Genomic DNA, 25,716 nt, shown 5'->3' with positions numbered 1-25,716 from the left:
CCATGCAAATTAAGCAGTCAATGCTGGTACAGCAATTACAAAAAAAAATTGCCCCACTTTATGTCTTAATTGGCCAAGAATATTATCTTCTGGAAGAAAGCTTAACGATAATAAAATCAAGCATAAAAAAAACTTATGAATGTGATGAAAAAATTTTTTCTCTTCAATCTTCCGAGGAGTGGACAAATATTACGGAAGAAGCCAGCAACTACTCTCTATTCTCAGAGGCATCTTTGCTAAATATATTTTATGATAAGAAAACAATTGATGCTACTGGCAAGAAAGTCATAACGGAATACCTACGCGCCATGAATTCGCATTGCTTTGCAATTATCCGCGCACCAAATATTCCAATAAAGCAAATACAATGGTTATGTAATCACGAGAATGCCGTGGTTGTTGTTGCTTATCCGTTACAAACGGATGCAATGAAAAGTTGGATTAAAAATCAATTCAAAAAAAACGCCCTAAAATTTGATCATCAAGTACCTGATTTAATTTATAATTATACTCAAGGTAATATGTTAGCTTGTGCCCAAGTTATAGAAAAAATTACGTTAACTCATGCAGCAAACAGTCAAATTAACGCACACGATGCATTAGAGCACTTATCCGATCAATGTGTTTATACTCTTTTTGAATTAACAGATGCCTGTTTATTAGGCCACAGTAATAAAGCAATTCATATCTTAAGACAAGCTGCTGAGGATAAAACAGAGGCGATCTTGGTTTTATGGGTATTAACTCAAGAAGTAAGATTACTATTGCAATTACTTTTTCACGTACAGCAAAATATTGATTTTAAAACTGCTTGCAGCCAATTAAAGATATGGCCTCAACGCATGGCCTTTTATCAGTCGTCAATTAAACGATTAACATCTTCTTTTTTAGAGCAATTATTGCAGCAGTGTAAGCTTATAGACGAACAAATTAAATCCAATTTAAATACCCAAGTCTGGAACTCTTTGGAGAAATTGTCACTATCTCTATGTTTAGGTGAAGTATGCATACTATAGCTATTTTTGGAGGAACATTTGATCCTGTGCATTATGGACACATACAGACCAGCCTATCGATCCAGTCTCATTTTAGTTTTGATTCCTATTTTTTTCTTCCTTGTAAAACTCCAACACTAAAGCCACCCACCCTTGCTAATAATCAACAAAGAATTGAGATGCTTCAATTGGCAATTCAACCTTACCCTCAATTTAAACTGGATTTACGAGAAATTAAGCGCGACTCACCTTCTTATATGGTGGAAACTCTATCGAGTTTTAGAGCAGAAAATAAAGATGCCTCAATCACTTTGATTTTAGGATTTGATGCTTTTTTATCATTAACTCAATGGCATCAATGGGAAAAAATAATTCAATTAGCAAATCTGTTAATTATCAATAGAAAACTATTTGCCACCATCCCTGTAGCGAAACCTATAAGAGAATTATTAATAAAGCATGAAACTAAAATTAAAGACGCCCTTCAGACACAGAAAGCAGGCGCCATTCATTTGTTTGACGCCGGAAATTATGAAATATCATCTACTGATATTCGCAGAGCACTCAGTACAAATAAACAAGCAGAAACCATGCTCCCTAAAGAAGTTTATCAATACATTAAACAACAGGGATTGTATCAATAACATTTTCAGTTTTATCCACTGCCTTCATTTGCTTTATAAACTCAGGTAGATGAGCATAAAGCAAGTCAACGACCGGATCAAAACGTGCATATAGCATCGAATCTTTGGAATATTGTTGATAAGGCAAGGAGGTCATTCGAACTGCTAACATAATAAGAGCAATAATAAAAACCCCGCGAATAAAACCAAAAAGCATACCTAAAGTTTTATCTGTACCACTTAAACCGGCACGTTTTAAAATAAAACTCAATAAAGCATTAACTACGCCACCAACAAGCAACGTAGCAAATAGAATGATAATAAATCCTACTGCAGTACGAGCGGACGCTTCTTTAATATAAGAGGATAACCACGGATCCAAACTCTGACTGTAATTAAAAGCTAACCATATAGCCAATACCCACACACACAAGGCTACAAGCTCTTTTACGAAGCCTCTAAATAAACCAGTTAATACAGACAAACCAATAACAGCAATAATCGCTATATCAATCCATTGCAATTGCATAATTAACTAACTCCAGTATTTACGACAAAACCGTTTAATTGCATTGCGCTAGCTAATTGAGTTTTTAGTCTCAAAACATCTGTTTTACGTGGTGAGTGCCCTACATATACCTTATAAACAGCGTTGCCTTGTCCAGTAGGAATTTTAACAAAATTTGCTTTATACCCTTTTACACGTAATTTATTAATTAAAGCTTGGGCATTAGCTAATTGAGAAAAAGAGGCTAATTGAACTGCATATATATCTTTTTTGGTTACTGTCTTTTTATTGACTCTAGCTATTTGCTTATTAACTACAGGACGAGATATCTTTGTAGGCTGCTTAGAAGACGGTCTAACGATCGTAGCAACTTTTATAGGCTGTTTAGCAGGCATAGATTGTGCAATAGATTGAACTCTTGCAGTTTTAATTATTTTTTTTGCAGTATGATTGGCCGCTTCATTTAAAGCAAGATGAACAGGCTCAGCCTTAATTTCCGATTCAACAGCTTTAGCTATTTCCTCAGCTTGCTTGTCTTTAAAAGTCGCAGAGCGAACAGGTTCTGCTTTTACCATTTCAGTTAGCTGCCGTCCTTCAGGCACGGGTTGAATTTCAACCTTAGCTACTTTAATTGTTTTAAACATTTCTTTTTCATCACTTAATACCACATCAGGAGCGATAGGCTTTTGCGGCAACTTGATATTGACACTCATATTATGGTCAAGACTCTGACTCGATTTTTTCATCATTGCAGGTGCAAAAATTGCCCCCAAAGAAATAATAACAGCTAATCCAATTAAGCGGTGTTTCAGTTTCTCATCCATTTCCAGTTTCATAAAATCCCCTTTTGCTCCAAGATGTTATGTTGGGCAGTCAATACATGACCTACCGTAAAAAATGACCCATAAACCACAATTAAGTCTCCAGCCACAGCATGATCTAAAGCGGCTTGAAAAGCAATAAAAGGATTAGTATAACAGATGTCCACAAATATTTCTGCATCTACAAATCGAGCAAGTAATAGCTCAGCACTAGAAGCGCGTTTATTATCCAATTCAGCTGGGTACCATAGATCGACACAATCCCTTAATGGAACAATTAGACCTAAAATATCCTTATCTTTTAAAGCAGAAAAAACAGCGTGTACACGACCTCCTCCCTCTATTTTTTTGATAGCCTCAGCCAGTAATCTCGCTGATTGCGCATTATGGGCGACATCATATAAAATGCTGATGATATCTTGTTGATATTGTAATCTACCCGGAAGACACACTCTATCTAAAGCGACGTAAAAATGTTCTTCAGCTAATGGAAGATCTTGTTGTAATAAGATAGAGGCCATTATCGCTGCTGACGCAGATTTTAATTGTATTCGTGGTTTAGGCAATTTCTTTATATTTCTTGACCCGCTGCAAAACTCCCACTCATCGCCGTGCTCCCGAACAGAAAAATCTGATCCAAAAAAATAGCTTGGAGCAGCTAACGCGCGTGCCCTATTAATAATACTGAGTGGTGGATTATTATCTGCATAAATAAATGGCTTACCTTGGCGTAAGATCCCTGCTTTTTCTTTGCCAATAGCCTCAAGCGTATCACCTAAAAAATGCTGATGATCAAAGTCTATAGTAGTGATAATTGATAAATCTGCATTAATGATATTAGTTGCATCCAAACGCCCTCCTAACCCCACCTCAAGAATAATGATGTCTAAATTTTGCTGTTTAAAATACAACAATGCAGCAAGAGTAGTCATTTCAAAATAAGTAAGAGGAGTTTGCTCTCGAGCCTCTTCAATAAAAGAAAAGGCTTGACATAAATCCTCATCGGAAATGGGATTTAGATTGACACGAATGCGCTCATTAAAATGGATTAAATGAGGAGAGGTATAAGTACCTACTTTGTATCCCGCAGTATGATAAATCATTTCTAAAGCACTAACGGTTGATCCTTTACCATTAGTGCCTGCAACGGTAATTACTTTACATTCAGGGACGTGAACATTGATTTTTTTCGCAACTTCGAATATTCGCTCTAGCCCCAATTGGACTTCCTGAGCATGTCGATGTTCTAGATCGGTTAGCCATTGATTTAGGCTCCATTTAGTCCATGCTTTTTGCAAAAAAACTCTCCGTACCCTGATGGGTTAACTTAGATATTAACTCAGAGATTGTAGAACGAAGAAATTTACGTTCAACTATCATATCAATATGACCGTGCTCTAATAAAAACTCACTACGCTGAAATCCTTCAGGTAAGGTCTGGCGTACTGTTTGCTCAATTACTCGTGGACCAGCGAAACCAATCAATGCATTGGGTTCAGCGATAATGACATCACCAAGACTAGCAAAACTAGCGGAAACGCCTCCCATAGTAGGATCGGTTAAGACAACAATAAAAGGAAGGCCTGTTTCAGCAAACTTAGCAAGAGCTGCGGAGGTTTTGGCCATTTGCATCAAAGAAAACAATCCCTCTTGCATCCGGGCACCGCCACTAGCAGTAAAACAAACGTAGGGCCGATTTTCTGCTACAGCCACATTGACCGCACGTACAAACTTTTCGCCTACAGTAGCTCCCATGGAACCACCCATGAAATTGAATTCAAATGCACCGGCAATAATCGGTTGTTGAGACAAAGTTCCCTTAACCACAATTAAAGCTTCTTTTTCTCCAGTCGCTTTCTGTGCTTGTGATATTCTGTCTTTATATTTTTTCGAATCTCTAAATTTTAATCTATCTTGAGGCTCTAAATTTGCTGCGATTTCTTCTTGACCACCTTCATCAAGAAATTGAGCTATTCTGACACGAGCAGATATGCGATGATGAAAATTGCATGATGGACAAACCATTAAATTTTTTGTTAATTCAGTGCTATAAAGAACCTCATTACACCCTAAACACTTAACCCACAACCCCTCAGGCACGCCTTTTTTCTGTGAGGTTTCTGTCCTTATTCTTGATGGTAATAGTTTTTTAAACCAGCTCATAAATTAGAACCTATATGTAAAATCGGTTTATAGTATACACCGAAATAAATATATTCATAATATCTCTATTCTATAGATAAACCAGAGTAATTTATTTAAAGCATTTCACTGTAGTTTAAAGTACAACAAAGAATGACAATCAAATGCACACTTAGCTAAAAATAGGCCAATTAAATGCATAAACCAGCATAATCGCGGCATTTTAATCCATACTGCACTTTTATATAACACAATGATTCTACTAATCAATTTTTATCTTTTTTTCAAAAAAAACGCTTAAAGCCCTAAAGTTTTTTTCCACTTTTCCGATAACTTCATTGGGTAGGGTAAATTCATTCAAAAAGAATTTACCTAGCTTAATGTCCCAAACCAGGGATTCAGGTCTGAGGAGACTAAAATCATGTCACAAGTAATAAATACAAACGTTACTTCGCTTATTGCACAGCGTAACTTAAATGGATCAGCGAGCGCGATGCAAACCTCGATACAGCGTTTATCATCTGGCTTAAGAATTAATAGTGCTCAAGATGATGCTGCGGGTTTGTCTATTTCAGAACGAATGACGGCACAAATTCGAGGTATGAACCAAGCGGTTAGAAATGCTAATGATGGTATTTCTCTCGCCCAAGTTGCTGAAGGAGCGATGCAAGAAACGACCAACATCCTGCAACGTATGCGTGAACTTGCAGTGCAATCAGCAAATGCCACAAATAACTCAAGCGATAGACAATCTATCCAAGATGAAATTGGCCAGCTACAAAATGAACTAGATCGAGTTGCTTTTGATACACAATTTAACGATCAAAGAATTCTAGATGGCTCTTTCACTAATGCTAGTTTCCAAGTAGGAGCTAACGCCAACCAAACAATTACCTTTAGTATTGGCAACGTTCAATCCTCTGCTATCGGTGGAATCGCGTCTCAAACAGGTACTCAGGTAAGTGCCCTCGCAACAACAGACCTTACTATCGCAGTAGGAAACGGTGCAACAGTGTCAATTGACAGTTCAGCTAGTTATGCTGGTGCAGCCAATGGACAAGATGCAACTTCCGCTTATGCTAAAGCCGCGGCCATCAATGAGGCTGGAATTACCGGGCTATCTGTTACCGCGTCTACAGAAGGTACTCAAGCTGTTGGAACTATTGGTCATGGTGGCGCAACAGATACTTATAATTTAACGCTTAATGGAGTTGAAGTATTCAATGGCCAGTCAGTTACCAATGGTCTTAGTAATGTTGCATTAAGAGATGCTATTAACACAGTTTCTACTCAAACTGGTGTTGTCGCTTCTCTCGATGGAGGCAGTATCACATTAACGGCGGCTGATGGACGAAACATCAGTGTTTCTGAAAGTGGGACTAACTTTGTATCTGGTACAGATGGTATTTCTATAACAGGAGGTGCCTTTGACCCAGCCACAACCCCACTCCGCGGCCAACTAACACTAAGTGCTACAGAATCTATAGCTATAGGTGGGACTGTGGCTAATGATGGTCTCAGTTCATTCATTGCTAAAGACTCGCTTGGTATCAATTCAATTGATGTGAGTACAGCCGCTGGAGCACAAACCGCTATCCAACGAATTGACTCAGCAATTGACAGTGTTGACTCAAGTCGAGCTGCAATCGGTGCTATAGAAAACCGCCTCGATTTTACTATATCTAACCTACAAAACGTATCAGACAACTTATCCGCTGCTCGAAGTCAAATTCAAGACGCTGATTATGCTGCTGAAACAGCAAATTTAACTAAAAACCAAATCCTACAACAGGCAGGAACAGCGATGCTGGCTCAAGCAAACAGCTTGCCACAATCTGTTCTTTCCTTACTAGGTCATTAGTAAGTAACAAACACAGTGCAGCAACTACTGCACTGTGTTTCATTTATATCCTATTATATTGTAGGATATAAAAGGAGTAAGAATGGATATAAAACCTCTACAATCTGTTAATACCATGATTCCAGCTGATTCATTGAAATTGGCTAATGAGACTATTGAGAATAGAGATAGAAGCAATCTGCCTGATAATTATGCCGATGCAGAAACCAAGCATACTTTGGATAACGCCACGGGATTACTTCAAACCATTGTTACTGATAAACTGTCCGATAAAGTAATTCGGAAAATGCCGTCTGATGAATATTTACGTTTACTAAGCTTGCTAGATAATATTATTAATGGTTCTATAGATAAGCACGTTTAATGAAATAAACTATTTTTTTAATATAACAATACCGCCGTTAACAAAATTCAGGCTTATGAAGAATGACTCTCAAACAAATCTCATAAGTCTTAGTCACATAGATAAGGGACACTATGGGTTTATCATCTCCAGGCATTGGCTCAGGTCTTGATGTTAAAGCTATTGTTGAGGCTTTAGTAAAAGCCGACATTACACCAGCTCAATCAAAACATGACAAGAAACTAGAAAGCGTTAATACAGAGCTATCCGCGGTGGGACAGCTAAAAAGTTCATTATCTAGCCTACAAGAAACCCTACATACCTTATCCGACATCGATAAATTCTATACAAAAAAATTTACATTAAGTGAACAAGGATATCTCACTGCAACGCTTACTAATGATGCAATAAAAGGAACTTATCAAATTGCAGTCCAAAATCTAGCACAACAGCAAACACTGGCAACCGGATATTTTGCTAACGATGCTATGAGCATTGGTTCTTATGGAACGATGACCATCAATTTCGGCACTTACAGTTCAGATAACAGTACATTTACTCCCAATCAAGATGCCACATCACTTACAATTAATATCTCAGAAGATAATAATAGTCTTAGTGCTGTTTGTGATGCTATTAATAACTCAAACTCAGGCGTTATAGCCACCGTAGTAGATGACAGTCAGGGAGCAAGATTAACTTTAAGCTCCAAGGAAACCGGCGAAGCCTATTCCATGCAAATTAGCGGAGATATAACCGCATTAAATTATGACCCAACAACTGGGGTTAACTCTTTAACTCAAACTATGGCTGCTCAAAATAGTACAATCCTTCTTAATGGATTAACCATAAGTCAAAATAGCAATCAGCTAGAAAATGTTATTAATGGGGTAACCCTTAATTTAACGGGAGCTACGGAAGGCAGTACGATTTCCATGACTATTGACGATAATCAGGATCAATTAACTAACCTGATTAACGAGTTTGTCAAAAAATATAATGACACGATTACTTTTTTAACTAATTTAACGGGATATAACCGTGAAACGGAACAAAGGGGCGTATTCCAAGGCGATCCGCAATTTAGAAAATTAAAACTCAATTTAACTCGGTGGGCTACCGCTCCGTTAAATAATGGTAATAAGTCCATTCAATCACTGGCTGATCTGGGAATTAAAACAAATAAACAGGGGCTGCTTGAAATCAACCAAGACATGTTTAAGCAAGCCTTATCAAAAAATTACAATGAAATTGGAGCATTATTTGCTAAAACGGCTACTGCAACTGATAGTGCGATTAGTGTCCAAGCCGTAGGTAATAAAGTACCAGCAGGAACCTATGCTATTGATCTAACAGAGTTTGCCCCTGGGGTGAGCATGTCAGGAACTATAGGTCCCTATGCCGCAACGTCAGGTGATGGTCAGACGTTACACGGTAGTGATGTACTTGCATCTTTAACCTTAGATGTAGCGGGTGGCTCATCTGGTCTTCGAGGAAATATCATTGTTACTGATGGGATAGCTGTTTTATTGGATCAGTTAATAGATTCATATATGGATAGTAAAAAAGGAGATTTAACGCAAAGAAATACATCATTAGATAAAGAGGTAGATAAATTAACCAAAACGCAAGAAAAAATTGATATGCGTAAAGAACAAGTTGAAAAAAGATATTTGCGTCAGTTCCAAGCACTAGATCTGTTGATTAGTGACTTACAATCAGTGAGTAGTGCTCTTACCCAACTAATGGACACCTTACCAAAGTTAAAAGTAAAATAATAAGAGATTAATTTTATGAAAAATCCATACAAAAATGTTCTAAATCAATATAAATCAATAGAATTACAAACTCGCGTTGACACGGCGTCACCTCATGAACTGATTGACTTACTGCTACAAGGAGCAAGAACCCATATCGCTACAGCCCAAGGTAACATTCAACGCAAACAAATAAAAGAAAAAGGGGAGCATATAGGTAAAGCATTGAGCATTATTGAGGGATTAAAATCAAGCCTCAATCACGAAGACGGTGGAGAAATTGCATCGAATTTATTGAAGTTATATGACTACATTCAGACCCTACTGCTAAAAGCCAACTTAAAAAATGACGAAAACCTATTAGCTGAGTCTAATTTATTATTAGCTCAAGTTCATCAAGCCTGGCAATCTATCGGTTCGACACAAGGCCAAACAGAGACAAACTCAAAATAGTAGAAAGATATTAAAATGCCAAATCACATCTAGCTTTGATGTAGCATCAAAGCTAGACAGGTTACTTAGACCTGACCTACTGATTAAGCTATCGCCATTACATGAACACTTAATAGTGTCAACTTAAGAGAAAATTGTAACTTGGATGGAGCAAAGCGTAATCCAAGATCAAGGATCGCATCAGGTTATGCCCCTGGGTTACGGCTGTACCTTCACCCAGGCAACATCTCTTAAATTGACACGACAGGAGCCCTTACGAAATTTCTCTCGGGGTAGCTTGATATGACTAATTACAATAGCGTTGCATTATAAGTGTAAAGTTATTTTTTAACTTGCCGCTAATTAAGATACAACGAACCTCAATTGAAATCATTATGAAAAAATTTATGATATCAATAATTATTTTGTTGTATTTCATGTTAGCAAACTCTTTAAGCTTTGCTTATAAAAGATTTGGTGAAACATTATGTGATACAACAGATTATTTTTGCATGAAAATTAAACAAGGCGAGTCCTGGGATAGTCTTTTTCCTAATGTTGAAGAACGGGACATTGTCAAACGGGTTAACCGCATGAATATCAGTTTGCGCCAAGGAATGACTATAGCCGTGCCTAAAAACATTGACCGCATCACCATTTACGATGTCTCTCCTTTTCCTCGATATATAGAATCAAGCGGTGAAAAAACAATTTACGTCAGTCAAAAAAAATTAGCATGGGGAGCCTATGATGAAGATGGTGAACTACTCTGGTGGGGGCCAATTTCATCGGGGATAGGGAAATGTAATGTTACTGGCGGTTGCGGTACACCAACAGGCTCATTTCGCGTTATAAGAAAACAAGATATTGATTGTGTTTCTACAGTATTCCCACGAAGATCTAATGGTGAAAGTGGCGGTGCACTAATGCCATACTGTATGCATTTTTTCAGAGGATATGCACTACATGGTAGCTATGAAGTTCCTGGCTATAGGGCAAGTCACGGCTGTGTTAGGATGTTTATTGAAGACGCACGTTGGCTTAATGAAGAGTTTGTTGATGTTCCCGGCGGCGGGATGAGGGGAACTAGAGTGGTCGTTGATTCAGCAGATGATCCCAATGATCAATAAACTTCCCGCGGCTCTTGTTGCTAGTAGCTATTTGTGTCGTCTAATACATGGGTTACTCCCCTTCTATAATCCTCTTTCGCTGGTAACAAGTTTTTAAACAGTTCTAGTGATTCTAAAAACACACTAAATGGACGAACAGTGTTCTATTTTATCTAGTGAAATTTCTATCTTTGTATGCTAACGTATAAAACGACTTTGTGACTAAAAAAAAGCATTATTGTTCAAGGAGAATTTATAATAATGGCTCATTATAATATGCAGGCTGAATCTATAGAAAAATCAGGCATAAAATCATTTTTACCCTGGATGGTATGGGGCTTAGGCTGCTTATTTTATTTTTATGAATGTCTCTTACAGGTATCCCCCAGCGTAATGAGCAATGAGCTAATGAAAGATTTCGCGGTGACTAGCCAAACATTAGGTATTTTATCAGGAATCTATTTTTATTCCTATGCAGCAATGCAATTACCAGGCGGCGTAATGATGGATTATTTTGGACCGCATAGACTACTTACCGTAGCAACATTGGTTTGTGCTGTGAGCACTATAGCCTTTGGTCTTACTAATAGTTTTTTCATGGCATGTACGGCAAGGCTGATGATAGGTTTTGGCTCTGCTTTTGCAGCGGTTGGAACGATGAAACTCGCAGCCAATTGGTTTCCACCACAACGTTTTGCCTTATTAACTGGTCTAATGGTTACTATAGGAATGATGGGGGCCATTGGAGGTGAAGCACCATTAGCCATGCTTATTGATGAATTTGGTTGGCGTCACAGTATGACCATTATGGGATGTCTCGGTATTGTTTTAGCTGCTTTAATTATATTGATTGCAAGAGACACACCCAAAAATTACAATCCGAATATTCACCATCACTCCATTGAAGAAGAGCATTTACTTCCGAGTCTGATGACATTAATAAAAAATAAACAATTATGGTTGGTGGCCTTATATGGAGGCCTAATGTATATGGCAACCCCCGTCTTTTGTGGGCTTTGGGGGGTTCCTTTCTTAATGAATAAAATGCAGATTGCCAAATCCACAGCAGCTAATTATGTCTCTCTAGTATTTATAGGTTGGGCTATTGCTAGTCCATTATGGGGAATTTTTTCTAATCGAATTGGTTTGCGTAAACCCCCTATGTATATAGGCTGCGTAGGGGCTTTAATTTGCTCCACTCTCTTTATCTTTGCACCAATAACCTCCTCTTTTTACATGGAATTTCTTCTATTTATCTTTGGAGTTTTTTCTGCTGGCTTTTTACCAGCCTTTACTGTAGCTAAAGAGTTATGCAACAGAAAGTATGTTGCTACTGGATTAAGTTTTATGAACATGATGAATATGGTTGGTATTGCATTAGCACAGCCTCTAATTGGTTATATTCTTGATAAAATGTGGACAGGCGAAATGGCTGGGTCAGTCAGGATGTATCCTTTGTCAGCCTACCATACGGCCTTGTCGATTCTTCCTATTGGTATGCTTATTGCGTTACTTATATTGCCAAGAATCAAAGAAACCTATTGCCAAAGTGCTCATGAATGAAATAATACTGGCAATTATTCCCTCACTCTGTCTTTTAAAGTGCAATGATGGATCTCCTGAATAAATCTTTGTGCTACAATAGACACCTTTCGCAACTTGCGGCATGGAAGCAAGTAATCAGAGGAATGGAGTAAGTAATTACTAATACCGCTTTAATAAAGTAGAACTAATATGGCTAAAAAATTATATATTAAAACAAATGGCTGCCAAATGAACGAATACGATTCATCAAAAATGGCGGAAGTATTATACGAATCACATGGCTTAGTTAAAACAGATCAAGTAGATGAAGCAGATGTAATACTACTTAATACATGTTCCATCCGAGAAAAAGCACAGGAAAAAGTATTTTCACAGCTGGGCCAATGGCGAGAATATAAAGCTAAAAATCCTCATGTTGTCATAGGTGTAGGTGGTTGTGTTGCTAGCCAAGAAGGGGCAGAAATCATTAAAAGAGCTCCTTTTGTCGATGTAGTGTTTGGTCCTCAAACCCTACACCGGCTTCCTGCTTTACTTAATGAGCGAATGGAAAAGAAAAAACCTGTTGTTGATATCAGTTTTCCTGAAATAGAAAAATTTGACCACTTGCCAGCTCCCCGTGCCGAAGGACCAACCGCGTTTGTTTCTATCATGGAAGGCTGCAGCAAATATTGTAGTTTCTGTGTTGTTCCTTACACTAGAGGAGAGGAAATCAGTCGGCCATTTGATGATGTCTTAGCAGAGTGCTATCAACTGGCAATACAGGGTGTACGAGAAATTAATTTGCTTGGCCAAAACGTTAATGATTATCGCGGTTCAATGGAAAATGGTGATATAGCTGATCTGGCGTTATTAATCCACTACATCGCAGCTATAGATGGAATAGGCAGAATTCGCTTTACTACCTCCCATCCCCTAGCTTTCTCAGACAATTTAATTAATGCCTTTGCAGAAGTTCCCGAACTGGCAAATCATTTACACTTACCAGTACAAAGTGGTTCAGATCGAATATTAGGCTTGATGAAGCGAGGTTATACTGCTTTAGAATTTAAATCCAAAATCAGAAAACTACGAAAAGTACGGCCAGATATTCGTCTTTCAACTGATATTATTGTAGGTTTCCCTGGCGAAACAGATAAAGATTTCCAGGATACTATGGATCTAGTACATGAAATTGGCTTCGATACCTCATTCAGTTTCATTTACAGCCCAAGACCCGGAACGCCTGCAGCTAATCTTCCAGATGAAACGCCTATAGAGGTAAAAAAACAAAGACTACAAATTCTTCAAAACAGGCTATTGTTACAAGCATCTCGTTATAGTCAATCAATGGTGGGTAGTACTCAGCGAATATTGGTCACTGGTTTATCTAAAAAAGATAGCCAACAATTAGCAGGTCGTACTGAATGTAATCGCGTGGTCAATTTTGATGGCCCCGAACATTTAATAGGACAATTTGTTACTATCCAAATCAGTGATGCGCTCCCTAACTCATTAAGAGGCCGACTCATTGAAACTGAGACGCAAACAGCCTAAATGATAGAGCATCTAAAAAAACAAATAACCATTCCGCGCGAGTATCACAGTCAACGTGTAGATAGTGTGCTCGCCCAATTGTTGCCGGAATATTCGCGCTCGCAAATTAGTAATTGGATCAAAACGGGATCTGTTACCTTAAACCATAAGCCTTGTAAGCCCAAAGATAAAACTATGGACGGCGATTTAATTGAAATTAACGTTAATTTCATAAAAGCCGAAACGGATTTTAATTTGTGTGAACCAGAGGACATCCCTCTTCAGATCATTTATGAAGATGAGCAACTACTAGTACTGAATAAACCCGCTGATTTGGTAGTACACCCCGGTGCTGGAAATAGAAATCATACGTTGGTTAATGCGCTTCTCCACCATGCGCCAGTTTTACATAATCTACCACGAGCAGGTATTGTTCACCGCCTGGATAAGGATACTACGGGCTTACTGATAGTTGCCAAATCTCTTACAGCACACACATCATTAATACGGCAGATGCAAGCACGTGAAATTCAACGTCATTACATTACCTTGGTGCAAGGACATATTATTTCTGGAGGAACCATCGATACGGGCTTTGGCAGACATTCCAGAAACCGATTGAAAATGACAGTTACCGAGCAAGGTCGACAAGCGATAACTCACTATACAGTAAATAAACAATATCACGATTTTACTTTATTAGATGTCGCCCTTATGACTGGTCGTACGCATCAAATCAGAGTGCATTTGGCTTACATCAATCATCCTGTCGTAGGTGATCAACTCTATGGTGGGCGCATGCGATTTCCCACTAATGCAGATGAACATTTAAAAACAGTACTGCAGCAATTTAAAAGACAAGCCTTACACGCTCGCTTTATTGCATTTTATCATCCAGAAACCGATGAACAATTGACATTTGAGGCTCCTTTGCCTGATGATTTTAAGTTGCTACTTAACACCCTGGATCAACACTATGAATACTAAATTAGCGAATTGGCCAGCTCCCCCAAATATAACAGCACTGAGTACTACTCGTTGTTCTGGATTTAGTCAGCCTCCTTATGATTTTAATAATCTCGGTTTGCATGTTGGAGATAATGAAAAACAAGTACTGCAAAATAGGCAACAATTAAGAGAGTTTTTGCATCTTCCTGCCGAACCCATATGGTTAGAACAAACCCATAGTACGACTTGTATTATTGCTGAAAGAGAGTCCAGCCGCGATGCAGACGCGGCAATCAGTCATTCTTATTCACACCCTCTTGTTATCCTTACTGCTGATTGTCTGCCTATTATGTTGTGTAATGTGCAGGGAAATGAAATCGCTGCTGTTCATGCTGGTTGGAAAGGATTATTTAACGGTATCGTGGAAAACACTATTCATAAAATGAACAGCCCACCGTCTGATCTTTTAGCATGGATAGGGCCATCAATCTGTCAACAGTGCTATGAAGTGGGTGAAGAAGTATACTTGGCGTTTACTACCAAATACCCACAAAGTAAAATCGCTTTTGAGCCAAAAAACTCAAAATGGTTAGCTAATTTGCCAAAAATTGCTGAAATAGTCCTTAACTCACAAGGCATTGAGTCTGTCTTCCAGTCAGGTTTTTGTACTTTTGAGTTAAAAAATGAGTTCTATTCCTATCGTCGTGAGCCACAAACAGGTAGAATAGGCACTTTAATATGGTTTAATGATCAACCTCGGGATTAATAACTATGATAACTCGCATAAAATTACTCATTACTATCTTGCTCCTATCGATAGTTCCTTTTGCCTATTCGGCGGAACCGCCTAATATGCCCAGTATGGCTCCTGTATTAAAAAACATAATGCCAGCAATTGTTAACGTAGCTGTTCAAGGCTACTTACCTAACGATGTAACGCCACCTGGGAGTGCTGGAAATGATGAGGAGAATCAACCCAACAACAGACCACCACAATCCAGAATGCCGGAAAAAGGCCGTAAGTTTGAAAGCATAGGTTCAGGAGTGATCATAGACCCTAACAATGGCGTCATTATTACTAATGATCACGTAATACGAAATGCTTCGTTAATCACCGTAACCCTACAAGATGGTAGACGTTTAAAAGCACGTCTGATTGGCGGAGATAGTGAAACAGATCTAGCTGTACTTAAAATTGATGCCAAAAATCTAAAGTCTCTTGTCATTGGTGACTCAGACAAGCTAGAAGTTGGTGATTTCGTCGTAGCCATTGGAAATCCATTTGGCTTAAATAGTTTTGGTAACAGCCAATCAGCTACCTTCGGCATAGTCAGTGCGTTAAAACGAAGTGATTTAAATATTGAAGGGGTCGAAAACTTTATTCAAACTGATGCGGCAATTAATCCAGGGAACTCTGGTGGTGCTTTAGTTAACGCAAAAGGAGAATTGATTGGTATTAACACTGCAATTCTTTCCCCCTATGGAGGTAACGTAGGAATTGGTTTTGCTATTCCTATTAACATGGTTAAAGATGTAGCACAACAAATCATAAAGTTTGGTTCTATCCATAGAGGATTGATGGGCATATTTGTTCAGCATCTCACTCCTGAGTTGGCTCAAGCTATGGGATATCCTGAGGATTTCCAAGGCGCTCTAGTATCACAGGTAAATCCTAATTCGCCAGCAGAACTTGCTGGTTTAAAAGCTGGAGATATTATTACTCAAATTAACGATACTAAAATAACTCAAGCTACTCAGGTAAAAACAACGATTAGTCTATTAAGAGTTGGATCTACGGTTAAAATAATAGTTGAGCGTGATAACAAACCTTTAACGTTAAGTGCTGTAGTTACTGATATTAAATCTCATGAGCAAAAATTACAGTCCAATAACCCATTCCTTTATGGATTGGCTTTAAGAGCTTTTGAACAAGAATCTCCTCCTCATGGTAATGTGATAGGTGTTCAAGTTGTAGGCGCTTCAGAAAACAGTGCTGGATGGCGTGCAGGTATAAGGCCTGGTGATATAATAATCTCGGCTAACAAAAAACCGGTTACCGATGTTAAGTCTCTACAAACTATCGCCCAAGAGAAAAAGAAAGAGTTACTAGTCCAAGTACTTCGTGGTCCTGGATCAATGTATCTATTAGTTATCTAATTTATCTCAATCTTCCCACGAATTGATTATTCGTGGGAAGATTAATTCCCTCTTACACTATTTGCAAAACTACTACAGACTTCTTTGGGGTGACTTTTGTGTACACTCCAGTTATGCACTCCATTCCTCCTCACCCTTCACTCGATACAGCGAGTTGACCGTTTTATGGATCTTGTGGACTAGCCACGGGACGTAGACGTATAAATATCGTACGACCTTAAGCATTGAGAATGCATCAAGCCCAAAGGCCCAACCTACCCTACCTGAGGGACCTTGCGACGAAGGAGCTCCTGAATGTAGCATAATACGTCTTGCAGAAGATCCCTCACTGCGCTATGGATGACCGTAATAGTAAAAGTAACAACTATTGGATGCGGTTCAAGACAGTTGCTACCTCTTAAATTGATATCATTAAATGTTGACACCTATTAAAATTATGTGGTAAGAGCAGCCTCTTTTTTTAGTTACATATTGCCTTTGCTTTTCAAGTTGCTTCGATAATTCAAACTCTGTTTCGAATAGGGAAGAGCAAGCTCCCGCTTCTCCGCGGTCCGTTTTGCGGAGGAGATGCGTTTTTTGCGTCGTCTCGAAGCATGGGCACAAGATTTTTGTCTTGGTGGACGTTTCGAGACAATGTTTCCCCCTCATCGGCACAAACGGTTCTGAAGCAATTGAAGTTCTTATTCGAAACCGGCGTTAATCTACTGCAGCAACAGACGAGGCAGTAAGAATATTATGCTTAGATTAATGAGTAAAAAAACCCTCAAAAGGTCAATATAAATACAATTGGTAATTAAATATAAGTCATCCACATAAAAAAACCAAAAAAAGTTTATAACTTACTTGACATCCATCGCCGAAAACGACAAAATCTCGCGTCTCATGGCTATGTAGCTCAGCCGGTTAGAGCGCGGCACTCATAATGCTGAGGTCGGTGGTTCGAGTCCACCCATAGCCACCATCCTTTCAAAATAAAATCCTAAAAAATCCTCTACTTAGTTATCAAAAAAGCTATGGTTACAGGCCATTTTTAGTTATCATGTTAGCTCCTATGACTTTTCGGTTTTTCAATGCGCTCGATAGTAGTTTTATTTTTGATTCTGCTTTTGTCTTCATGGACTTATGCTAATGATATAAACATTTCTACCGTAACCAAAAATGGTAACACTCTTTTTTATCTTCAAGCCGGGGGGTTTAATTTAGAAAAAGATGCCAAGCTTCGCCAAAAAGAATTAGCGAAACTGGTAACGCAAGAAGTAGAAATAAAAAATCTTGCTGATAAAAGCCTTTATCTCGTTCAAATTGGGCCTATTAATGATTATAATACGGCAAGAGCGCTAAAAGATAAGTTATCGCAAAAAGGGAATACTCAACCAATTCCAGCGATTATAGAGCCAAAGTCATCCTTAAATGTAAATCAAACACCTAAAGCCTCGGAGCAGACAACCACCCTACCAGCTAACAGTAAATTATGGAATTTAAGAAACGCTGATATTCGTGCAGTAATAACAGAAGTATCTCGAGTTACTGGCAAGAATTTTGTTATTGATCCTAGAGTTCAGGGGAAAATTTCAATAGTCTCTACTAGCCCCCTATCCAATAATGAACTCTATCAGGTTTTTCTCTCGGTGCTCCAAGTATCTGGATATGCAGCTATTCCTAATGGTCACATCATCAAAATTATTCCTAATATTGATGCTAAAACCCAATCACCCGATCTAATCAATGAACTTCAAAATCCTCCTAGAGGCGACGACATGATGGTTGCGGTAGTACCAGTACACTATGTTCCGTCAGAACAACTAGTGCCTGTTCTTAGACCATTGATGCCTCAATGGAGTAGTGTCTCAGCCTATGCTCCTTCTAATATGCTTATTTTATCAGGGCGTGCTAATAACATTAAAAGTTTGGCAAATATTATTAAGCAAGTAGATAGTTCCTCTTCCAACGGCATAGATATGGTTCCTTTAAAACATGCTTTAGCCATGGATATCGCCAATACGCTAAAAGATCTAGTTAAAGCACAGCCAGGGATGGGTAATAGAGCGCAGATAACTATAGCGGCAGATGACCGCTCCAATGCTATCTTAGTGAGCGGAAGTAAAACTGATAGAATCAGATTGCGCATGTTAATATTAAGGTTAGATCGGGAAAGCTCGTCAGGACTTAATAGCAATACGCAGGTGGTCTATTTGAACTACTTAAGAGCGGAAGATTTAGTTCCCATTCTAGCTGGCATAGCCCAAGCTAATTTTAGTGGTAATGTAGGGACAACCATTGGGACTATTACAAGACCCGTATTGGATAGCACTAATCCTGCATCAAGCATTGCTAATGGCAGTTCATCTGACGGACAAAATATGCCATCCAGTACTCCCCCTCCCCCATCACCAACAAATCCATCGGCTGCTACAGGGAATACTACCTCAGCAAATACACAAAATGAAGGAACAACTAAGCCAACAGTGCAAATTATTGCCGAACCTAATACCAACTCAATTATTATCAATGCGCCAGCCTCCATAATTCGTATATTAAAAAACGTGATTCATCAACTAGATATCAAACCTGCACAGATATTAATTGAAGCACTAGTTGCAGAAGTGAATCAGGTTGATGTTAATAATCTTGGTATAGAATGGGGCTCAGATTCGCAAACAGGAAATCCCAGAGATTTTAGACCAGGTTTTGCTATTATTAACTCCAGAACTAGTACCAGTGATTTGCAAGCTCAGATTTATGCCCTAGCGCGGCAAAATAAAGCGAATATTTTGTCTACGCCTTCTGTAGTCGTATTGGATAATCGCCAAGCCAAAATATTAGTTGGTAGACAGGTTTCAGTAGCCTCAACAAGCTATCCCAATAATGCGGGGGGCACAACTACAGCCAGTCCTTTTACTACCTTTAACCGTGTTAACGTCGCCTTACACCTCTATGTAAGGCCACAAATTACCCGTGGTCAAGGAATTCAAATGCAAATAGACCAAGGAAATGATACGTTAGATCCTACGAGTGCATTGGATAACACCACAAATCCAACGTTTAGAATTAGTAGCATCGTGACCTCAGTACATGTAGAAAGTACTGATATAATTGTATTAGGTGGTTTGATCCAAGATAGTTTGGGCAATGACGATAATAGATTACCTGTTTTGGGAGGGATACCTGGTGTAGGCCGATTATTCCAACATAATATTCGCACTAGAGATAAGAGAGTGTTAATGGTATTTATTAAGCCTATTATTCTACGTAATGAGCGTGATAACTTACAGGTAACCGGTTCTAAATATAACGATGTACGTCAATATCAATTGGATTGGTTACGTTCTCAGGAAATTTATGAGCAAAATAATAATGAAACTGTATTGCCTCCATGGACGCAAGTACCTTTACCCAGACCATTTACTCGACCACCGACTACAGCATCGCAAATGACTAAATGAGGTCTGTTGTGGACAATGAAGAGAAATTACATCGATTGCCTTATAGTTTCGCAAAAAATAATGGGGTTGTCGTAGGAGAGATGAAAGAGGATCAAATCCTTATTTATCATTTATCAAATACATCCCTACAAGCTCTTGCGGAAGTGCAACGTTTATTACAGTCTAAGCTCAGCTTACAGAAGGTTGATGAAACTACGTTTCAACAACATCTGGCACATGTTTATCAGTCAAAATCATCAATACTCGATGCGGCAGAAGGAATGGAAGAAGATATGGATCTTTCTCTATTAGCTAGCCAACTACCGGTAAGTGAAGACTTATTAGAAAATCAAGATGATGCCCCTATTATAAGATTACTAAATGCCCTTTTTACCCAGGCAATCAAACAAAAAGCCTCAGATATTCATATTGAGACCTATGAGGATAAGGTGTTGGTACGTAATCGCATTGATGGTGTACTTCATGAAGTATTAGAAATTCAACGAGCTATAGCTCCTTTAGTCATTTCTCGAGTCAAGGTTATGGCTAAACTGGACATCGCAGAAAAGCGCATACCACAAGATGGCCGAATTTCATTAAGAATTGGTGGGCATAATATTGATGTGCGTGTATCCACACTACCATCAAATCATGGGGAAAGGGTTGTATTAAGGATATTAGACAAACAAGCAGCTCAGTTAGATTTAGGTCTTTTAGGTATGCCTCAATCAACATTAAAAACCATAAGAAAAATGATAGAAGAGCCCCATGGAATTATTCTTGTTACAGGACCAACTGGATCAGGTAAAACGACCTCATTATATGCCATGCTCACTGAACTAAATGAAGTAACACGGAATATTTTAACTATAGAAGATCCCATAGAATATGATCTAGAAGGGATAGGACAAACACAAGTTAATACAAAAGTTCAAATGACTTTTGCTAAAGGATTAAGAGCCATTTTAAGACAAGATCCTGATGTAGTAATGATTGGCGAAATTCGTGATTTAGAAACAGCTGAAATTGCTGTTCAAGCCAGTTTGACAGGACATTTAGTATTATCCACGCTACACACTAATAGCGCTCTCGGTGCATTGACGCGTTTGAGAGATATGGGTGTTGAATCATTTCTCATGTCATCTAGTATTGTGGGTCTTATTGCCCAACGTTTAGTTAGGAGACTCTGCCCCCATTGTAAAACACCTCATCAGTTAAGAGCTGATGAAAAGGAATTAATGGGGCTTAGTGATGATACTGATATATCACAAGTATACGAACCCAAAGGTTGTGATTTATGTAATCACTTAGGATATAGAGGAAGAACTGGCATTTATGAATTAATTACTATTGATGATACTTTAAGAGGAATGATTCATAGAAATGAAAATATGCAAACTCTAGAAAGTTATCTAAGACCAGAAACCCCTAGTATTCGTGACGATGGGTTTAAGCGCGTGCTTGCTGGAGATACTTCTTTGGCAGAAATTCTTCGTGTTACATCTCAAAATTAAATGGTAAATTTATAGTAGTCTGGTTGCTTGCAACCAGACTCAAATCTTGGAGTATGTATTCAGCTAATGGCGTTGACCTAAACTTGTATAGTGTATGTAGCCCAGGTTACGACTTCGTCTAATCCGGGCCCACACATCCATCAGTTAACGCCATTGGAGTGCTCTTAATCCGATACTCTGCGCCAAAAAGTACCCTTTTCCCCATCTTCTAACTCGATACCTAGACTCAGTAATTCAGCTCTAATCTGATCTGCTCTTGCCCAATTTCGATCTGCCCTAGCCTGGATTCGTTCTTCTACTAATCTATCTATAGCCGCTTTATCATCGTCTGCAAATCCAGATTGCAAAAAGGATAGCGGCTCTTCTTGTAAAAACCCCATCACACCAGCCAGGTATTTTAAAGTTTTAGCTAAAGTAGGAGAATTTTGTTTATTCACTTCATGACTTAATTGAAATAACACAGACAAGGCCACGGGTGTATTAAAGTCGTCATTCATAGCCTGATTAAATTGCTCTAGCCAATGAGCATCAAGTTCTCCATCAGCAGCAGCGGGAGTCTCTTTAATCGTTTGATACAGTCTGGTAATCCCTTTTTTCGCATTTAATAAATTATCTGTAGTGTAATTTAATGGGCTACGATAATGACTACTCAAAAGAAAATAACGGACTACTTCAGGATGATGTTCTTTTAATACATCAGCTATAGTAAAAAAATTACCTGTTGATTTGGCCATTTTTTCATTATTGACTTGTAGCATCCCCACATGCATCCAATAATTAGCGAAGGTCTTTCCTGTAGCCGCCTCACTCTGAGCTATTTCATTTTCATGATGAGGAAACTGTAAGTCCAAACCACCGCCATGAATATCAAATTGCTCTCCTAGTTCATGCAAAGCCATAGCAGAACATTCTATATGCCAGCCAGGACGCCCTTCCCCCCAAGGAGATGGCCAACTAGGTTCATTTTCTTTTGCTTTTTTCCATAATACAAAATCAAGAGGAGAACGTTTTTCTTTCACTATCTCAACTCGAGCGCCAGAAACTAATCCCTCAAGATCTTTATGAGATAGTTTGCCGTAGTCAGCAAACGAATCAACTTGATAACACACATCACCATTATCGCTTACATAAGCATTACCTTTATCTAATAAGCGCTTGATTAAATTAATAATAGATTCTATATGTCCTGTAGCGCGCGGCTCTATATCGGGCGGTAAAATATTTAAAGCACGAGTATCTTCATACATTGCTTCTATATATTGAGCAGTTAATTGCTCAATAGAGATACCTCGTTCGTTAGCTCTGGCAATGATTTTGTCGTCTATATCAGTAATATTCCTGACATAAGTAACATCGAATCCCTGAGAACGAAAAAAGCGCACTATCACATCAAAGGCGACCATTGAACGAGCATGACCAAGGTGGCATCGATCATAAACGGTGATTCCACAGACATACATACCAATTTTCCCGGGTTTAAGGGTAATAAATGGCTCTTTTGTTCTCGTTAAAGAATTATATAAATGTAACATGTCTGCTCCTTAACTCATTTTGCCCCAAGTGTCTTTTAAATCCACTACTCGATGAAATGCTTTCACCTGACCATCTTCTGTTTTATTAACACAGTAATATCCCAGACGCTCAAATTGAAATACCTCGCCCTCGGGATGATGGGTCAAAGAAGGCTCACAATAAGCTTGTATCGTTTGTAATGAATCATAATTTAGAAACTGTAAGAAATCATCTTCACGTGCCGGATTTGGATCATTGAATAATCTATCATATTGATAAATAGTTACAGGAAATGTATGAGCACAAGAAACCCAGTGAATCACACCTTTAACTTTGCGATCTTCCGGATTTTTCCCTAAAGTGTTTTCATCATAAGTACAACGCAATTCAATAATTTTTCCTTGAGCATCTTTGATGACCTCATGACATTTAATTACATAGGCATGGCGCAAACGTACTTCGGCTCCAGGCGATAAGCGGAAATATTTTTTTGGCGGGTCTTCCATAAAGTCAGAGCGCTCAATAAATAGCTCTCGTCCAAAAGGAATAACTCTAGTTGCTGATTCCGGATCTTGAGCATGGAAACTTGCTTTTAACTCTTCGACTTTACCTTCTGGATAATTTTCCAACACAATTTTTATAGGATCCATAACACATAAGGCACGTTTTGCTGTTTTATTTAATTCAGCACGTACACACTCTTCGAAAATGGACATATCAATTACTGAATCACTACGAGATATACCAATTACTTCACAAAACTGGCGAATAGCTGCAGGTGGATATCCCCTTTTACGCATACCACGTAAAGTAGGTAATCGTGGATCATCCCATCCTGTTACAATTTTTTTCTCAACCAGCTCTCTCAGTTTCCGTTTACTCGTTACGGTATGCGATAGATTCAATCTAGCAAACTCTGTTTGCACTGGTCTGGCAGGCAAGGGCAAATTATCGACTAACCAATCATATAAAGGTCTATGATCTTGGAACTCTAAGGTGCACAATGAATGAGTAATTTTTTCCAAAGCATCCGATATAGGATGAGCATAATCATACATGGGATAAATGCACCAAGCATCGCCAGTGCGTTGATGATGCGCATGACGTATGCGATATAAGACTGGGTCACGCATATTGACGTTACCAGATTTCATATCTATTTTTGCACGTAACACATGTGTCCCGTCAGCAAACTCGCCTGCTTTCATTCTACTAAATAAATCTAAACTCTCTTCAATAGGTCTATTTCTATAGGGACTCTCTCTTCCTGGCTCTTGTAACGTTCCTCTATAAGCTCGGATTTCTTCCATAGACAAGCTATCAACATAAGCCATGTCTCTTTTAATTAGCAGCACGGCTAAATCATAGAGCTCCTGATAATAATCAGAAGAATGAGTCATGTCACACCACTCAAAGCCTAACCAACGAACATCGTCAATAATAGCTTTAACATATTCATCTTCTTCTTTAATCGGGTTGGTATCATCAAATCGTAAATAGCAAATACCACCGAATTCTTCAGCTAATCCAAAATTCAAACAAATAGATTTGGCGTGACCTACATGTAAATACCCATTGGGTTCGGGTGGAAACCGAGTAACTATTGATTGGTGTTTACCGCTAGCCAAATCATCAGTGATCAACTGTCTTATAAAGTGAGCTCGTTTTTCAATTATCTCTGTCATTGTGCTTTTCCATTATTGTCTATTGCATGACGCATAGAGCTCATCAAAGAAGCCCCTGCTTGCACTATATTTTTATTAGATTCGTAAGCTTGTATTAAATCTGTTATTAACGCCGCACCAACAATTACTCCATCAGAAAAATGAGATACTTGTGCAGCCATTTCTGGTGTTTTAATCCCAAAGCCAACCATCAGCGGCAGCTTAGTCTGTGCCTTGCGTGTTTGATATTGCTCTTGTAGGGCAGCAATATTAAGAGCATCGGAACCAGTGACCCCTTTTAACGAAACATAGTACAAATACCCGCGGGCAAATTGATTAATTAACGCCATACGCTCATCTGAAGTAGTCGGTGAACAAAGAAAAATACTGTATAAATCGTGTTTTTTCCAAATATTAGCCACTTCCTCACATTCTTCTGGAGGCAAATCCACTAAAATAGTTCCATCGACTCCTGACTCGACTGCATGTCTAGCAAAAGAGTCATAGCCATACTGTTCTATTGGATTTAAATACCCCATAATCACCACAGGAGTATCATTATCTTTTTCACGAAAGACTTTCACCATATTAAGAACATCTTGGCAACGAATGGAATGAGCCAGTGCCCTCTCCATTGCATGCTGAATCACAGGCCCTTCTGCCATGGGATCAGAAAAAGGAATGCCTAATTCTAAAATATCGGCCCCCCCTTCTACCAATCCATGCATTAACTCTACTGTTCTATCAGGATGCGGATCCCCTGCTGTAATATAGGGGCTTAGCATTTTCTTTCCGCTTGCTTTAAGCTGCGCCAACTTTTGATCAATTCGATTCATACGTTATCCGGATAA

Annotated in this window: 21 protein-coding genes and 1 tRNA gene; 15 read left to right on the top strand and 7 right to left on the bottom strand. The window is 38.6% G+C overall.

The genetic code is table 11. From position 1 onward, the window contains the following. Positions 1–2 precede the first annotated feature (2 nt). Together holA and nadD are read left to right on the top strand one after the other, a co-directional pair. Positions 3–1,016 (top strand): DNA polymerase III subunit delta, encoded by a 1,014-nt coding sequence (gene holA, locus LFA_RS05705; RefSeq protein ID WP_045095323.1) that lies wholly within the window; start codon positions 3–5, stop codon positions 1,014–1,016. Further along, positions 1,004–1,639 carry a nicotinate-nucleotide adenylyltransferase gene (gene nadD / locus LFA_RS05700; RefSeq protein WP_045095322.1) on the top strand — a complete coding sequence of 212 codons (636 nt, stop codon included), beginning with the start codon at positions 1,004–1,006 and terminating at the stop codon, positions 1,637–1,639. Before holA ends, nadD begins: the two co-directional genes overlap by 13 nt. On the opposite strand, the gene LFA_RS05695 is transcribed toward nadD, so the two are convergent. The 4 genes from LFA_RS05695 to accD are packed head-to-tail and all read right to left on the bottom strand — an operon-like array spanning position 1,614 to position 5,110. Continuing rightward, positions 1,614–2,147, bottom strand: coding sequence for a CvpA family protein (locus tag LFA_RS05695; protein WP_045095321.1), 534 nt, complete (start codon positions 2,145–2,147; stop codon positions 1,614–1,616). The genes nadD and LFA_RS05695 overlap by 26 nt on opposite strands. A 2-nt stretch (positions 2,148–2,149) precedes the next feature. Further along, on the bottom strand, positions 2,150–2,962 hold the full coding sequence (locus tag LFA_RS05690; RefSeq protein WP_045095320.1) for an SPOR domain-containing protein: 813 nt from the start codon (positions 2,960–2,962) through the stop codon (positions 2,150–2,152). Then, positions 2,959–4,245: a bifunctional tetrahydrofolate synthase/dihydrofolate synthase gene (folC, locus tag LFA_RS05685; RefSeq protein WP_045095319.1), complete on the bottom strand. Its 1,287-nt coding sequence runs from the start codon at positions 4,243–4,245 to the stop codon at positions 2,959–2,961. Before folC ends, LFA_RS05690 begins: the two co-directional genes overlap by 4 nt. Next, positions 4,226–5,110, bottom strand: coding sequence for an acetyl-CoA carboxylase, carboxyltransferase subunit beta (gene accD, locus LFA_RS05680; RefSeq protein WP_045095318.1), 885 nt, complete (start codon positions 5,108–5,110; stop codon positions 4,226–4,228). The genes folC and accD overlap by 20 nt, the downstream gene beginning before the upstream one ends. A gap of 400 nt (positions 5,111–5,510) precedes the next feature. Here accD and LFA_RS05675 point away from each other — a divergent pair, with 400 nt between their 5' ends. The 13 genes from LFA_RS05675 to lspE all read left to right on the top strand — a co-directional run bounded on the left by LFA_RS05675 (position 5,511) and on the right by lspE (position 21,689). After that, a complete protein-coding gene (locus tag LFA_RS05675) occupies positions 5,511–6,950 on the top strand; it encodes a flagellin N-terminal helical domain-containing protein (protein WP_045095317.1) in 1,440 nt (479 codons plus the stop codon). A gap of 82 nt (positions 6,951–7,032) precedes the next feature. Further along, the gene (locus LFA_RS05670) at positions 7,033–7,314 is read left to right on the top strand and encodes a hypothetical protein (protein WP_045095316.1); all 282 of its coding nucleotides are present in this window, start codon (positions 7,033–7,035) and stop codon (positions 7,312–7,314) included. 113 nt (positions 7,315–7,427) lie between these two features. Next, positions 7,428–9,071, top strand: coding sequence for a flagellar filament capping protein FliD (gene fliD, locus LFA_RS05665; RefSeq protein WP_045095315.1), 1,644 nt, complete (start codon positions 7,428–7,430; stop codon positions 9,069–9,071). 15 nt (positions 9,072–9,086) lie between these two features. Beyond that, the gene (fliS, locus tag LFA_RS05660; RefSeq protein WP_045095314.1) at positions 9,087–9,503 is read left to right on the top strand and encodes a flagellar export chaperone FliS; all 417 of its coding nucleotides are present in this window, start codon (positions 9,087–9,089) and stop codon (positions 9,501–9,503) included. Between the two features lie 386 nt (positions 9,504–9,889). Beyond that, on the top strand, positions 9,890–10,612 hold the full coding sequence (locus tag LFA_RS05655; RefSeq protein ID WP_407927634.1) for a L,D-transpeptidase: 723 nt from the start codon (positions 9,890–9,892) through the stop codon (positions 10,610–10,612). A gap of 240 nt (positions 10,613–10,852) precedes the next feature. Further along, positions 10,853–12,154, top strand: a complete 1,302-nt coding sequence (locus LFA_RS05650) for an MFS transporter (protein ID WP_045095312.1) — start codon at positions 10,853–10,855, stop codon at positions 12,152–12,154. Between the two features lie 171 nt (positions 12,155–12,325). Then, complete coding sequence (miaB, locus tag LFA_RS05645) at positions 12,326–13,669, top strand: tRNA (N6-isopentenyl adenosine(37)-C2)-methylthiotransferase MiaB (protein ID WP_045095311.1); 1,344 nt, start codon at positions 12,326–12,328, stop codon at positions 13,667–13,669. Next, complete coding sequence (rluD, locus tag LFA_RS05640) at positions 13,670–14,635, top strand: 23S rRNA pseudouridine(1911/1915/1917) synthase RluD (protein ID WP_045095310.1); 966 nt, start codon at positions 13,670–13,672, stop codon at positions 14,633–14,635. Beyond that, positions 14,625–15,362, top strand: a complete 738-nt coding sequence (gene pgeF, locus LFA_RS05635) for a peptidoglycan editing factor PgeF (protein ID WP_045095309.1) — start codon at positions 14,625–14,627, stop codon at positions 15,360–15,362. Before rluD ends, pgeF begins: the two co-directional genes overlap by 11 nt. A gap of 5 nt (positions 15,363–15,367) precedes the next feature. Continuing rightward, positions 15,368–16,753, top strand: coding sequence for a Do family serine endopeptidase (locus tag LFA_RS05630; RefSeq protein ID WP_045095308.1), 1,386 nt, complete (start codon positions 15,368–15,370; stop codon positions 16,751–16,753). A gap of 884 nt (positions 16,754–17,637) precedes the next feature. Continuing rightward, a tRNA-Met gene (locus LFA_RS05625) sits at positions 17,638–17,714 on the top strand. Positions 17,715–17,823: 109 nt separating this feature from the next. Next, on the top strand, positions 17,824–20,196 hold the full coding sequence (gene lspD, locus LFA_RS05620) for a GspD family T2SS secretin variant LspD (RefSeq protein ID WP_045095307.1): 2,373 nt from the start codon (positions 17,824–17,826) through the stop codon (positions 20,194–20,196). An 8-nt stretch (positions 20,197–20,204) separates the two neighbouring features. Beyond that, complete coding sequence (lspE, locus tag LFA_RS05615) at positions 20,205–21,689, top strand: GspE family T2SS ATPase variant LspE (protein ID WP_045095306.1); 1,485 nt, start codon at positions 20,205–20,207, stop codon at positions 21,687–21,689. A 164-nt stretch (positions 21,690–21,853) separates the two neighbouring features. On the opposite strand, the gene cysS is transcribed toward lspE, so the two are convergent. From cysS to trpA, 3 genes are read right to left on the bottom strand one after another with little or no spacing between them, the layout of a single operon-like run. Beyond that, positions 21,854–23,221, bottom strand: a complete 1,368-nt coding sequence (gene cysS, locus LFA_RS05610; protein WP_045095305.1) for a cysteine--tRNA ligase — start codon at positions 23,219–23,221, stop codon at positions 21,854–21,856. Positions 23,222–23,230: 9 nt separating this feature from the next. Then, positions 23,231–24,886, bottom strand: a complete 1,656-nt coding sequence (locus LFA_RS05605) for a glutamine--tRNA ligase/YqeY domain fusion protein (protein WP_045095304.1) — start codon at positions 24,884–24,886, stop codon at positions 23,231–23,233. Then, on the bottom strand, positions 24,883–25,701 hold the full coding sequence (gene trpA, locus LFA_RS05600) for a tryptophan synthase subunit alpha (RefSeq protein WP_045095303.1): 819 nt from the start codon (positions 25,699–25,701) through the stop codon (positions 24,883–24,885). The genes LFA_RS05605 and trpA overlap by 4 nt, the downstream gene beginning before the upstream one ends. Between the last annotated feature and the right edge of the window lie 15 nt (positions 25,702–25,716).

Origin of the sequence: Legionella fallonii LLAP-10, assembly GCF_000953135.1 — a bacterium.
Taxonomy (GTDB): domain Bacteria; phylum Pseudomonadota; class Gammaproteobacteria; order Legionellales; family Legionellaceae; genus Legionella; species Legionella fallonii.
The sequence above is the reverse complement of the archived record's forward strand: the minus strand, read 5'-3'. Positions and strand labels throughout refer to the sequence as shown.

What these genes read in the sequence shown, in the direction of transcription:
- holA (WP_045095323.1), top strand. Translation starts at nt 3, where the DNA reads ATGCAAATTAAGCAGTCAATGCTGGTACAGCAATTACAAAAAAAAATT.
- accD (WP_045095318.1), bottom strand. Translation starts at nt 5,110, where the DNA reads ATGAGCTGGTTTAAAAAACTATTACCATCAAGAATAAGGACAGAAACC.
- cysS (WP_045095305.1), bottom strand. Translation starts at nt 23,221, where the DNA reads ATGTTACATTTATATAATTCTTTAACGAGAACAAAAGAGCCATTTATT.
- LFA_RS05650 (WP_045095312.1), top strand. Translation starts at nt 10,853, where the DNA reads ATGGCTCATTATAATATGCAGGCTGAATCTATAGAAAAATCAGGCATA.
- miaB (WP_045095311.1), top strand. Translation starts at nt 12,326, where the DNA reads ATGGCTAAAAAATTATATATTAAAACAAATGGCTGCCAAATGAACGAA.
- LFA_RS05675 (WP_045095317.1), top strand. Translation starts at nt 5,511, where the DNA reads ATGTCACAAGTAATAAATACAAACGTTACTTCGCTTATTGCACAGCGT.
- LFA_RS05670 (WP_045095316.1), top strand. Translation starts at nt 7,033, where the DNA reads ATGGATATAAAACCTCTACAATCTGTTAATACCATGATTCCAGCTGAT.
- fliS (WP_045095314.1), top strand. Translation starts at nt 9,087, where the DNA reads ATGAAAAATCCATACAAAAATGTTCTAAATCAATATAAATCAATAGAA.
- LFA_RS05690 (WP_045095320.1), bottom strand. Translation starts at nt 2,962, where the DNA reads ATGAAACTGGAAATGGATGAGAAACTGAAACACCGCTTAATTGGATTA.
- LFA_RS05605 (WP_045095304.1), bottom strand. Translation starts at nt 24,886, where the DNA reads ATGACAGAGATAATTGAAAAACGAGCTCACTTTATAAGACAGTTGATC.
- rluD (WP_045095310.1), top strand. Translation starts at nt 13,670, where the DNA reads ATGATAGAGCATCTAAAAAAACAAATAACCATTCCGCGCGAGTATCAC.
- fliD (WP_045095315.1), top strand. Translation starts at nt 7,428, where the DNA reads ATGGGTTTATCATCTCCAGGCATTGGCTCAGGTCTTGATGTTAAAGCT.
- LFA_RS05630 (WP_045095308.1), top strand. Translation starts at nt 15,368, where the DNA reads ATGATAACTCGCATAAAATTACTCATTACTATCTTGCTCCTATCGATA.
- pgeF (WP_045095309.1), top strand. Translation starts at nt 14,625, where the DNA reads ATGAATACTAAATTAGCGAATTGGCCAGCTCCCCCAAATATAACAGCA.
- nadD (WP_045095322.1), top strand. Translation starts at nt 1,004, where the DNA reads ATGCATACTATAGCTATTTTTGGAGGAACATTTGATCCTGTGCATTAT.
- lspD (WP_045095307.1), top strand. Translation starts at nt 17,824, where the DNA reads ATGCGCTCGATAGTAGTTTTATTTTTGATTCTGCTTTTGTCTTCATGG.
- LFA_RS05655 (WP_407927634.1), top strand. Translation starts at nt 9,890, where the DNA reads ATGATATCAATAATTATTTTGTTGTATTTCATGTTAGCAAACTCTTTA.
- trpA (WP_045095303.1), bottom strand. Translation starts at nt 25,701, where the DNA reads ATGAATCGAATTGATCAAAAGTTGGCGCAGCTTAAAGCAAGCGGAAAG.
- LFA_RS05695 (WP_045095321.1), bottom strand. Translation starts at nt 2,147, where the DNA reads ATGCAATTGCAATGGATTGATATAGCGATTATTGCTGTTATTGGTTTG.